Raw genomic sequence first — 12,334 nt, 5'->3', positions numbered from 1 at the left:
TCATGAATCAACTCTGGACACTGGGCAAACGCTGGGGAGCACCTCTGCTATCACGCATCGGGCTGGCAATGCCTGTGCTGGTCGTGCTTGGCGCGCTGCTACTGCTGATGGCTATCTGGTGGCTCGGCCCGAACTGGACCTGGCGTGGACAGCAACCGTTGGGTAGCCTGGCGAATCGAGCGATGGCGAGCCTGTTACTACTGACGCTTTCGGTATTGTGCTGGGCGTTGGTCATGCGTGTACGGTTTCGTCGATTGCAGGCGCTTCAGTACCAGGACGCAGCCGTCAAAGCCGACCCATGCCTGCAATACGTCGAAGCCCAACAGCGGGCTTTGGACCAGAACCTGGCCCATTTTCTCGACAATGCCGGGGGACGCCGAGCGCTGTACCGGTTGCCCTGGTATCTGGTGATCGGCGAACAGGGCGCTGGCAAGAGCAGTTTCATCGATCGGTCGAATCAACGTTTTGCCCTGACCCGTCTTACCAGGGTGCAGGCCCAGGGACACGGTGTACAGGCGCTCGAATATCCAGTGAACTGGTGGATCAGCGACGACGCGGTGCTTCTCGATCCTCCCGGTGAGCTCATCACTCAAGTTCCGGCGGCAAGCGAGCATGGCGAAGGTGAGACGGAAGAAGCGCGGACAAGCACGCCCGCCGGTACCCCGGCGAGGCTGTGGGACCATCTACTGCGATGGCTGGTGCACAACCGGAGCCAAAGAGCGCTCAACGGCCTGATACTGGTGATCGATCTTCCATCGCTACTGCGCGCCCACCCGGAGCAGCGAGCAACCCTGGCTCAGGTACTGCGCACGCGGCTGCACGAGGTGAGCAGCCAGCTAGGTTCGCGCCTGCCGTTGTATGTGGTGTTGAGTAAATTCGATCTGTTGGATGGGTTCGACGAACTCTACTCCGGGCTATCCGCCGCTCAGCGTGAACGGATGTTGGGGTTCACCTTCAAACTGGATGCCATCAGCAGCTACGATGCCTGGCTGGATGAGTTCATAGAGCACTACGATGGGATGATCCGCCAGGTGCAGCAGCAGGTGACTGAGGCGCTACATGCCTTGGGCTGCGCGAAACAGCGTGAACGCCTGACTTCCTTGCATGTTCAACTGGCGGGCCTGCGCCCGATGCTGGTGGGGCTACTGCGAGAAGTATTGGCGAGCGACCGCTTTACCACGCCTGCGTTGGTGCGTGGGGTCTATTGGTCGTCGGTTCTGCAGCAAGGCGAAATCAGCAATGCGTTCGTCCGAGAGGCTGCGCAGCCATACAGGACGATGGCTCAGTTGCGCGAGAGCAAGGCGCAGGGCAAGCCACTGGTCTACTTCATCCAGCAGCTCTTCCACGACGTGATCTACAGGGAGTCTGGCCTGGCGGGAGACAACGTCAGGGTGGCACGTACCAAGCGGCAGCTGTTATGGGTGAGTGCTGGAGTCGGCGCCCTCGCACTGGCCATCGCCATCTCCAGTTGGCAGCGTTTTTTCGACATCAACGCTGCCAAGGCGGCCGCTGTACAGGCGAAAAGTCAGATGTTCGGTATCCAGGAAGTGGACCAGCACCTCGACCCCACCGGTCGCAACCTGTTGGCACCGCTGGGCGAGATCCGCGATGCCGTTTCAGTATTCGGTGAATACCGCTCTGCCTGGCCGGGCATTGCTGATCTGGGCCTGTACCAAGGACATGCCGTTGGCCCCCGGGTCGATGAGGCCTACCTGAATCTGCTCTCTCGCCGGTTCCTCCCAGCCGTTGCCAGTGGCGTTGTCGATGCGATGAATGCAGCACCGCCTGGCAGCGAGCAGCAAATGGCGGCGCTCAGGGTCTATCGAATGATCGAGGACCGTCCGAATCGTCGCCCGCAGTGGGTCGAAGACTGGATGGCCAAGCAATGGCAAAAGGCGTTTCCAGGGCAGGGAGCCTTGCAGCGCGACCTCATGCGCCATCTGCAGTATGCCTTGGCCTATGCCGACACCGACCTGTCGCAGTTCCGCCAGCGGGTCAGCGAGGTCCAGGAGTCGCTGCGCGAGGTACCGCTACCGCAGCGGGTGTACACCAGCCTCAAGCAAAATGCGCAGGATCAACTGCGCAACGGCCTGGATCTGCGCAATCAGGTCGGGCCAGCGTTCGATGTGGTCTATCAGCCGTCCTCGGATGCAAGGAGCAGCTACGCGGACACCGTGCTGCCTCCATTGGTAACGGCGAGAGGCTTCAAGGAGTACTTCGAGCCTCGCAGCCAGCACATTACCGAGATGGCAATGATCGATCAGTGGGCGCTGGGAGAAAGGCGCCAACTTGACTATTCGGACGCCGACCGGGATGCGTTGGCCGAGCGAATTCGCAGTCTGTACACCTCGGACTACATAGACAGCTGGCGCCGATCGTTGAGGGCCGTCTCGGTGGCTGACTTCCACGACCTCAATCATGGCGTGTCGATACTGCAACAGTGGACGGGACCGACAGCCCCGTTGCGGCGTCTGCTCGAAACCGTGCGTGACAATACGCAACTGGCCCCCGTGGCGCCTGACGCAGGTAACCAGGAGCAGCATGGGCTTGATATCCACCGCGCATTCTCGAGCTTGAATGCCTTGCTGGAGCCCAAAGGTACCCAGCCGAGCTATTACGACGAGGCCCTGGATGCAGTGGCTGCCGTTCACGACTACGCAAAAACCGTGCAGGACAGTGCAGATCGTGGCAAGGCCGCGCTGCATCTGGTGCTTCAACGCTTTTCGTTGGCCGGCCCCGATCCGATTGCGCACTTGCAGCGAGTTGCTTCCGGGTTACCAGAGCCCGTCAATCATCAGGTAAGGAAGTTGGCGGAACAGACCGCGCAGGTACTGAACATCGAGGCATTGCGAGAGCTCGAACGACGTTGGGACACCGACGTATATAGTTTCTTCCAGCAACGCCTGGCGGGTCGTTATCCGTTCGTTGCGCACGCCCCTGATGCTTCGTTGGATGATTTCGAAGCGTTCTTCGGTCCCAAGGGCCGGCTGCGAAAGTTCCAGGATCGCTACCTTGAAGTCTTTCTCAAGGACAACCTGGAGGCGCTGAGTAACCAACAAGGGGGCTCGCTGATCCGCAGCGACGTCCTGGAGCAATTGGCTGCAGCCGAGCGGATACGCGAAACCTTCTTCGATCAACGGGGAAGCCTGAGTGTGCAGTTCAGCATCGAACCGTTGGGGTTGAGTGCCAATCAGCGCACCAGCGTCTTGGACCTGGATGGCCAACTGGTTTCCTATACCCACGGCCCTCGCCAGATCACTGGGGTGATCTGGCCAAACACCTTGGGACCGCAGGTGCGCAGCAACCTCACGCTACTCAGGCAAAACGGCAACAGCAACAGCCTAGAGTACCGCGGGCCGTGGTCGATGTTCCGGCTGTTGAGCCGTGGCGTGCTCAATGGTCGCACCGCCACCAGTGTAGACCTGAGTTTCAGGGCCGGTGACGGGGTGATGCGATACCGCCTCAACGCCGAGAAGTCTTTCAACCCAATTACCCAACAACCATTCAAGGGCTTCAAGTTGCCGCGAGGCCTGCTGCAGGAGCCTTCGGCCGACCAGCAACCGGGTGTCTCCATGCTCTAGGATCGGGGCAGGCTTGGTGAACGTGCAGCAGGGCCTGCTTGAGCCTGCTGCCCCACTCGCCATCAGCGCATCAACCACCCCCCCGCCACATCCAGCACCTGCCCGGTAATGAACGCACTCTCAGGAGCACTCAGATAGCAGGCGGCATCCGCCACTTCCCAGGGCTGGCCCAACCTGAGCAAGGGGGTTTCGGCAATCACCGCCTCGTTGGCGGTCGCTGCCACGGTTTTCAACAGCGGTGTTTCGATCCGCCCCGGCGCCAGGGCGTTGGCGGTGATGCCGAACTCGCCCAGCTCGCCCGCGAGGTGGCGGGTGAGGCCGATGATCGCCGCCTTGGTAGCGCTGTAGTGGGCGGCGACCAGCGGCAGGTAGGCACTGCCAGCCACCGACGACATGCTGATGATGCGCCCGAAACGCTGCTCGACCATCGACGGCGAAAGCAGGCGGGAAAGGTTGAAGGCGCCGTTGAGGTTGACGGCGACCACCCGTTGCCATTCTTCGGCACTCATCTGCCAGATCGGCGCAGGCTTGCCGTCATGCTTGGGCGAGATACCGGCGTTGTTGATCAGCGTGTCGATGGTGCCGATTTCGTCGGCCAGCCGTGTGCAGGCTTGCTGGCATTGCTCGAAATCGCCGACATCCGCCGCTTGCCAGGCTACCTGGAAACCTTGTGTGCGCAGGCTCTCGCCTTGTTCGGCCAGCGTCTGCGGGTTCAGGTCGAGCAGCGCGACCGTCGCCCCTTCCTGGCAGTAGCGCAGTGCGATGGCCGCACCAATGCCGCTGGCGGCTCCCGAAACCAGGACCTTCCTGCCGTTGTGACGACCTGCAATCATGGGTTGACCTCCAACATGATCTTGCCGATATGGCGGCTGCTTTCCATCAGTGCGTGGGCTTGTTCGGCTTGCGCCAGGGGGAAGGTGGCATGGATCACCGGCAGGCAAGCCCCCGCGCTCAGAAGCGGCCAGACGTGTTGCTGCAGGGCGTCGGCGATGGCGGCTTTTTCCTGCTTGGGGCGGGCGCGCAGGGTGGAACCGGTGAACGTGAGGCGCTTTAGCATGATCGGCATCACGTTCAGCTCGGCCTGGCTGCCTTCGAGGAAGGCGATCTGCACCAACCGGCCTTCGACGGCGAGTGAATCGATGTTGCGTTGCAAGTAGCTGCCACCGACCATGTCGAGGATCATGTTCACGCCGCGGCCATCGGTGCAGGCCTTGACCACGTCGACGAAGTCTTCCTCGCGGTAGTTGATCGCCCGGCTGGCCCCGGCCTGGCGGCAGGCGTCGAGTTTCTCCGCGCTGCCGGCGGTAGCCAGCACGTGGGCGCCGAATTGCTGGGCCAGCTGGATCGCGGTCAGGCCGATGCCGCTGGAGCCACCGTGCACCAGCACGGTTTCACCGCTGCTCAGGCGGCCGCGCTCGAACAGGTTGGTCCAGACCGTGAAGTAGTTTTCCGGCAGGGCTGCAGCCTGCAGCAGTGACAGGCCCTGCGGTACCGGCAGGCAGTGTGCGGCCGGTGCACAGCAGTATTCGGCGTAGCCGCCGCCGGGGGTGAGGGCGCAGACCCGGTCTCCGGCCTTGAGGCCTTGTACGTCGCTGCCCACTGCAACCACTTCGCCGGAGACTTCCAGCCCGAGGAAGGGGGAGGCATCTGCAGGTGGTGGATAGCTGCCCGAGCGCTGCAGTACGTCCGGGCGGTTGACGCCGGCATAGGCCACCTTGATCAGCACTTCGTCGGCGGCGGGGGTGGGCAGGGGCGCCTCGGTCAGTCGCAGGCAGTCGGGGCTGCCGCCGGGGCGGTGATCGATCAGGCGCATGGTATGACCCATGGTGTGTGGCTCCTTGGCTCAAATGTGGAAGTGTCGCTTACCACGGTCTCAAAGCCCGAGGTAAGCACGCTTGACGTGGGGGTTGTCCAGCAGCGCCTGGCCGCTGCCGGTCAGGGTGATGGCGCCGTTCTCCAGCACATAGCCGCGGTGCGCGACGCGCAGGGTGTGCACGATGTTCTGCTCGACGATCAGCACCGTGGTGCCCAGGGCGAGGATCTTGTCGATGATCCCGAACACCTGCGACACCAGCAGCGGCGACAGCCCCAGCGAGGGTTCATCGAAGATCAGCAGCTTGGGGTCGGCCATCAGGCCACGGGCGATGGCCACCATCTGCTGCTCGCCCCCAGACAGCGAACCGGCCTGTTGCTCCAGCCGCTCGCGCACCCGCGGGAACAGCTCCAGCACCTGTTCCAGGCGCTGCTTCACCGCGCTTCGGGCGGCTTTCTTGTAGGCGCCCATCAACAGGTTGTCGCGCACGCTGATGAACGGGAACAGCTGGCGGCCTTCGGGCACCAGGGTGATGCCGGCGTCGACGATTTCATCCGGGCGGCTGCCGTCCAGGCGGCGTCCGTCGAAGGTGATGCTGCCCTGGCTGGGTTTGATCAAGCCGCACAGGCTGCGCAGGGTGGTGGTCTTGCCGGCCCCGTTGGCACCTACCAGGGTCACCACTTCGCCAGCCCTGACCTCGAGCGATACGCCGCGCAGCACTTCGGTGTTGCCGTAGCCCGCATGGATGTTGTCAAGCTGCAGCATGGTCGTACTCCTTGCCCAGGTAAGCCTCGATGACCTGCGGGTTGCTGACCACGGCCTGCGGGTCGCCGTCCATCAGCACGCTACCGGTGCTGATCACCACGATACGGTCGGACAGGGTCATGGTCGCCTGCATGATGTGTTCGATCATCAGCACGCTGACCCCGGTGTCGCGCACGCGGCGGATGATCTCGATGGCCTTGGCCACGTCGGTGGGGTTGAGCCCGGCCATGACCTCGTCGAGCAGCAGTACGCGGGGTCGGGTAGCCAGTGCACGGGCCATCTCCAGGCGCTTCATGCCGCCGACGGTGAGGTTGCGGGCGCGGGTGTCGAGGAGCGGGCCGAGGTCGGTGAGCGCGGCGACCTGGGTGGCGATCTGCCGGGCCTCGGCCGGGTCGCGGGTATGCATGAAGGCACCGAGCATGATGTTTTCGCACACGCTCAGGTCGGCGAACGGCTGCACGATCTGAAAGGTACGGCCAATGCCAGCCACCGCGAACTGCGCCGGGGTACTCGGGTTTATCCATTGCCCGTCGGCACCGCGCACCTTGACGCTGCCGGAGGACGGCTGGATGAACCCGGACAGCTGGTTGAACACGGTGGTCTTGCCGGCACCGTTGGGGCCGATCACGCCGACGATCTCGCCTTCGTTCAAGGTCAGCGACACGTCGTTGGTGGCGTGCAGGCCGCCGAAGTATTTGTGCAGGTGTTCGGCGACCAGGATTGGTTCGCCAGCTCGCGGCGAGGGCCTGCCTACCGGTAGCGGCGCTGCGGGCGTGTCTGCCATGGCCTTGGCGCCGGGCAGGCGGTCGACCCAGGCGCTCACCCGTGGGCCGAAGCGCCCGACCAGCCCTTGCGGAATGGTCAGCACGAAGGCGACCAGCACCAGGCCATACACCAGGCCATGCACGCCGCTGCCGGCATCGCCCAGCCAACCCCGCGCCAGTTCGGCCAGGGGCAGTACGATCACGGTGCCGATCAGTGGGCCGGACAAGGTGCCCAGGCCGCCGATCAAGGCGAACATGGCGATCTGGATCGACAGCTCCAGGGAGAACATCGCCCCAGGCTCGATGAAGGTCAGGTACATGGCGTGGAAGCTGCCGATCAGGCTGGTCAGGGCGGCCGACAGTACTACCGCGATCAGCTTCACCTTGACCGCGTTGACCCCCACTGCCTGCGCGGCATCCTCGCGCTCGCGCACGGCGATCAGGTAATAGCCCAGCCGCGAGTGCTTGAGCTTCCACGACACCAGCAAGGTGATGGCGAGGAAGCCGAAGGCGATCAGCAGATACGGCCAGCGGGCGCGGAACAGCATCCATTCGGCGCCGAGCTTGAGCGGCACGGCAAGGCCGGTAGCGCCGCCGGTCAGGTCATGCTGGTTGATCACCAGCAGGCGCACCACTTCGAGCACGGCGATGGTCGCCAGGGCGAAGAACGGCCCGCGCAGGCGGAAGCACGGCCAGCTGATGAGCACCGCCAGCACGGTGCTGGCCGCAGCGCCCACGAGCATGCCCAGCCAGGGGCTGAGGTTGAAGTGCAGCAACAGCAGGGTGCTGACGTAGGCGCCGGTGCCATAGAACACGGCATGGCCCAGCGACAGCTGGCCGGCGAAACCGCCGACGATGTTCCAGGCACTGGCCAGCGCGGCATAGCTGCAGATCAGGATGAACAGGTGAAAGACAAAGTTGGAGCCTGCCGCGAACGGGATGATCAACAGCAGCGACAGCGCCGCCAGGCTGAGGTAGACGCGGGGGTGAAGAAGGTTCATCGCTAAGCTCCTACTCTGAACCGCGCCCGGCACCGAACAGGCCGGTGGGGCGGAAAATGAGGATCGCCAGGAAGATCAGGAAGTACACGACCTCCTTGAGGTCGGGCGCGATGTAGTAACCGGCCAGGCTGTCCACCACGCCGATCAGGATCGAACCCACCAGCGCTCCCGACAGGCTGCCAAGGCCACCGAGCACCACGATGACGAAGGCGGTCAGCACGAAGAAGGTGCCAAAGGTGGGGAACACCGGATATTGCGGCGCGATCATCCCGGCGGCCAGGCCCAGGCAGGCACAGCCCAGGCCGAAGGCGAAGATGTAGATGCGGTTGACGTTCACCCCCATCAACAGCGCGGCGTTGCGATGCTGCGCCGTGGCCCGCACCGCACGGCCGAGGAAGGTGTTGTGCAGGAACCAGTGCAGGCCGCCGACCAGCGCCAGGGAGACGCCGAAGGTCAGCAGCTGGCCGCTGTTGGCCCGCAGCGGGCCGACCGCCACGCTGCCGGTGCCCAGGCCGCTGGGGTTGCTGACGGTGAGCATGTCGGCGCCGAACACCAGCAGGGCGGCGTTCATCAGGGCAATGGAGACCCCGACCGTGGCGAAAATCTGGATGTGCCCTTCGGCTGCGAGCAGGGGCTGGATGATGAAACGCTGCATGCCGGCACCCAGCACGAACAGCAGGGCGACCGCCGGAAGTATCGCGGCATAGGGATGCAAACCGAAATGCTGGTTCATCAGGTACACGGCGTACATGCCGATCATCAGGAACTCGCCGTGGGCGAAGTTGACCACCCTGACGATGCCGAAGATCAGCGTCAGGCCGATGCTGATGATGGCCAGCGTGCCACCGAGCAACACGCCGTTAAGCAGAAGTTGCAGGAAGATGTCCATGAAAGGTCCTCGTGCACAGGCACACGCCCCGGTCAGGGGCGTGTTGCCTGGGTGTTGTCGGTAGCATCAGGGCTGGCTGGCGAGGGTGGCCTGGGCCACGGCGGCGTCTTGCGGGTACACGGTCTTCAGCACGCCTTGCTGCCACTGCATGATGGTGGTCTGCGCGCGTTGGTTCTGCCCGTTCTCGGCGAACTTGGCACCGATGTTCGCTGCGGTCTGCCCGACCGGGATATCGATGGCCTGCACGGCCTGGCGGATGTCCTCGGCATCGTACGACTTGGCGTTGGCCATGGCGTCGAGGAACACCTTGGCCCCCACATAGTTGATCAGGCTGTGCCCGGAGCGGGGCTCGCTGCCGTAGCGGGCGCGGTAGGCGTCGGCGAAGGCGGCGATGCCGGGGGCGCCGGCCTCGTTGGTCTGGAACTGCGGAAAGTCCACGTCCAGCACGCCTTCGATGTTCTGCGCGCCCACCACCTTCATGGTGTCTTGCATCGAGTAGCCGCCGCCGGCACCGATGATGGCCTTGGGTGCGAAGCCGGCCTCGCGGATCTGCCGGAAGAACAGCGTGGTGTCGTTCTGGTAGGAGGTCTGCAGGACCACGTCGGCGCCGGCACCCTTGAGGCGCAGGATCAGCGACGACAGGTCCACGGCCTTGGCTGAGTAGGGCAGTACTTCGACCACGTTGAGGCCCTTGCTGGCGGCGAGCTCCTTCTGGAAGTTGGCGATGGTGGTGCCGTACAAGGCATCTTCGTGGATGATCGCGATCTTCAGACTTTTCGGGTCGACCTTGAGCTGCGGCGCCACCAGTTCGGTGATCGCGGTGATGGTGCCTTCGGCGAAGTTCCTGGCGGTGGGGTTGCTGCGGTACACGTTCTGCAAGCCGCGGTCGGTGATGTTGTCGGCCACGGCGCCGAGCTCGAAGTAGGGGATGCCGGCCAGCTCGGTGACCTGGGTGGCGGCGAAGGACAGGGCGGAGGAGTAGCTGCCGAACACCGCCGCGACGTTGTCGCTGGAGGTCAGCCGGCGCGCGGCGCTGACGGCCTGGGCCGCGTCCACCGCGTCGGCCTTGACCAGCTTGATCGGCTCGCCCTTGAGGCCACCGGCGGCGTTGCGTTCGGCCACGGCCAGTTCCACCCCGCGATAACTCTCGTCACCGAGCAGGGCGAGGGCGCCACTGAGTGGGTAGAGCGCGCCGATCTGTACATCGGCATAGGCAGTCAGCGAGGCTGACAAGGTCAGTGCGGCGACGCCACTGAGGGCCCAAGGCATTATTTTCATTGTGTTGCCTCCTGGTATGTCGTGCGTCGTCAGGTAAAAATGAACCGGTTCAAATCCAGGTTCAAAAAAAACACCGCGGTGGGTGCTGGGAGGCCTGACGGTCGCTTTCTTGTTGGTTTGGCATGACCGGGTTCAAAATATGAACCGGTTCATTTTTAAGCGCGGTGATATACTGCTGTCAAGCAGGAGCCACGATACCTATGACAAAAAACCATAAACCGACGCTGCGAGATGTCGCCCGCCTGGCCGGGGTTTCACTGGGCAGCGCATCCCGCGCCTTGTCCAACCCAGACCAGGTGAAACCGGCCACCCTGGCCAAGGTCGACGACGCCGTGCGCCAGTTGCAATACGTGATGGACGGGGCCGCCAGAGCCCTGGCCCTGCGCCGCACCTTCAGCGTCGCGGCGATCTTCCCCACGCTCAACAACCCCATCTACGCCGACTCGATCCAGGCACTGCAGCAGCGGCTGAACGCCTGCGGCTACCAGCTGATCATCGCTTCCCACGAATACGACCGCGAACGTGAGCTTTCCAGCGTGCGCAACTTGATCGAACGGGGTGTGGAGGGGATCTTCCTGGTGGGGACCGATCACGATCCAGCGGTGTTCGACCTGCTGCAGGTGTCGCAGCGGCCGTACGTGCTGATGTGGTCGGTGGACGATTGCCAAGCGCATTGCGCGGTGGGCTTCTGCAACGTCAGGGGCGGCGAGTTGGTGGCCGATCATCTGCTGGGCCTGGGCCATCGCGATGTCGCCATCCTCACCGGCCACCGCCAGTACAACGAACGTACTCGCTACCGGATCCAGGGGGTGCGCAAGCGCTTCGCCGAGCAGGGCCTGGAGGTGCCGGAAAACCGCATCATCGAGCAGCCGTTCAGCATCGATGGCGGCCGGGCCGGCCTCGAGCAGCTGTTGCAGATGTCGCCCCGGCCCACGGCGCTGATCTGCACCACCGACCTGCTGGCCCTGGGCGCCAGCGAGCAGGCCAAGCGCTGCGGCATCGAGGTTCCGGCACAACTGTCGATCACCGGCTTCGACGACATCAGCTTCAGCGCCATTGCCTCGCCCAGCCTGACGTCGGTGAGCATTCCGATTTTCGAGATCGGCCGGATCAGCGCCGACACCCTGATCGCGCAGATCGAAGGCGTAGAGGTGGCGCGCGTCACCGAACTGGACATCGCGCTGGTCGCCCGGCAGAGCAGCGCCCGGCTCACGCCTGCCAAGCGCCAGGATGACGGACGGTGAGCAAGGAAAACTACGCGCAGATGCTGGCGTTTCTCTGGGCCACAGAGCACGGCAGCTTCTCGGCGGCCGCCCGCGCCAACGAGCTCACGCCCTCGGCGGTGAGCAAGTTGGTCACTCGCCTGGAAGACCGCCTGGCAGTGCGGCTGTTCCAGCGTGGCACTCGCCACCTGAGCCTGACCGAGGAAGGCAAGGTCTACTTGCGCAGCGCGCGTGCCGTGATGGACGCCATGGCCGAGGCCGACTCGCTGGCCGAAGCCTTTCCAGCAAGGCTCAGCGGCACCTTGCGCATCCACACCATGGCCACCTTCGCCAAGCACCAGATCATCCCCTGGCTGCCCGAGTTCCTGGCCGCCAACCCCGGCTTGTCGGTGGAAATCGAAGTGGGCGCGCAGTACGTCGATCAGTTCGACCAGGGCCTGGACATCGCCATCCACAGCGGCGTGCTGCCCGATTCGTCACGGGTGGCGCGGCGCATGGGTGAAGCCCACTGGATCACCTGCGCGGCGCCGGCCTACCTGGCGCAACGTGGCTGCCCACAGACACCAGCAGACCTGCTACGCCACGACTGCTACCACTTCGCTTTCGACAGCCCCTGGAACACCTGGGGCTACGAGTATCAGGGCGAAACCACCATCGTGCCGGTGCAGCCGCGTTCCACCTTCACCCAGGGCGACTTGCTGCGCTCCATTGCCCTCAACGGAGGCGGCATCGTTCGGCTGGCGGATTTCCACATCGGCGACGACCTCAAGGCCGGCCGCCTGGTGCCGGTGCTGGAAGAGTACCGGCCCGGCATCGCCCAGCCCATCTACCTGGTGTACCCCAACCGCAAGAACCTCAGCCCACGCATCAGGGCGTTCATCCGCGCCATCGAACAGCGAATCGCCGCGCACCCCTGGGGGCTCTGACGACTTGCATTGACGCTCAGGCAAACCTGCTTTGCCTGGGCGTCATACCTGGTGTCGGCCTGGCCCGATTATGGTGTTCACACGGTCGGCCAGG

General features: G+C 64.1%; 9 protein-coding genes. 3 read left to right on the top strand and 6 right to left on the bottom strand.

The window, feature by feature from the left end; genetic code table 11:
- Positions 1-2 precede the first annotated feature (2 nt).
- Positions 3-3,581, top strand: a complete 3,579-nt coding sequence (gene tssM / locus IAE37_RS02245) for a type VI secretion system membrane subunit TssM (protein WP_201168341.1) — start codon at positions 3-5, stop codon at positions 3,579-3,581.
- Positions 3,582-3,643: 62 nt separating this feature from the next.
- On the opposite strand, the gene IAE37_RS02240 is transcribed toward tssM, so the two are convergent.
- The 6 genes from IAE37_RS02240 to IAE37_RS02215 form a co-directional block, all read right to left on the bottom strand.
- Positions 3,644-4,414 (bottom strand): SDR family oxidoreductase, encoded by a 771-nt coding sequence (locus IAE37_RS02240; protein ID WP_201168325.1) that lies wholly within the window; start codon positions 4,412-4,414, stop codon positions 3,644-3,646.
- On the bottom strand, positions 4,411-5,406 hold the full coding sequence (locus IAE37_RS02235) for an NAD(P)H-quinone oxidoreductase (protein ID WP_201168321.1): 996 nt from the start codon (positions 5,404-5,406) through the stop codon (positions 4,411-4,413). Before IAE37_RS02235 ends, IAE37_RS02240 begins: the two co-directional genes overlap by 4 nt.
- A 48-nt stretch (positions 5,407-5,454) precedes the next feature.
- Positions 5,455-6,159 carry an ABC transporter ATP-binding protein gene (locus IAE37_RS02230; protein ID WP_201168319.1) on the bottom strand — a complete coding sequence of 235 codons (705 nt, stop codon included), beginning with the start codon at positions 6,157-6,159 and terminating at the stop codon, positions 5,455-5,457.
- Positions 6,146-7,924, bottom strand: a complete 1,779-nt coding sequence (locus IAE37_RS02225; RefSeq protein WP_201168316.1) for a branched-chain amino acid ABC transporter ATP-binding protein/permease — start codon at positions 7,922-7,924, stop codon at positions 6,146-6,148. Before IAE37_RS02225 ends, IAE37_RS02230 begins: the two co-directional genes overlap by 14 nt.
- Positions 7,925-7,934: 10 nt before the next feature.
- A complete protein-coding gene (locus IAE37_RS02220; RefSeq protein ID WP_201168314.1) occupies positions 7,935-8,813 on the bottom strand; it encodes a branched-chain amino acid ABC transporter permease in 879 nt (292 codons plus the stop codon).
- 66 nt (positions 8,814-8,879) lie between these two features.
- The gene (locus IAE37_RS02215; protein WP_201168312.1) at positions 8,880-10,091 is read right to left on the bottom strand and encodes an ABC transporter substrate-binding protein; all 1,212 of its coding nucleotides are present in this window, start codon (positions 10,089-10,091) and stop codon (positions 8,880-8,882) included.
- A 200-nt stretch (positions 10,092-10,291) separates the two neighbouring features.
- Between IAE37_RS02215 and IAE37_RS02210 the strand changes: the two genes are divergently transcribed.
- Entirely contained in the window at positions 10,292-11,335 is a 1,044-nt protein-coding gene (locus IAE37_RS02210) for a LacI family DNA-binding transcriptional regulator (protein ID WP_201168310.1), read from the top strand.
- Between the two features lie 20 nt (positions 11,336-11,355).
- Positions 11,356-12,240 carry a LysR family transcriptional regulator gene (locus tag IAE37_RS02205; protein ID WP_201168539.1) on the top strand — a complete coding sequence of 295 codons (885 nt, stop codon included), beginning with the start codon at positions 11,356-11,358 and terminating at the stop codon, positions 12,238-12,240.
- Positions 12,241-12,334: the final 94 nt, after the last annotated feature.

Source organism: Pseudomonas sp. S31 (assembly GCF_016648105.1).
Classification (GTDB): Bacteria; Pseudomonadota; Gammaproteobacteria; order Pseudomonadales; family Pseudomonadaceae; genus Aquipseudomonas.
This window is presented reverse-complemented; position numbering and strand designations above follow the sequence as displayed.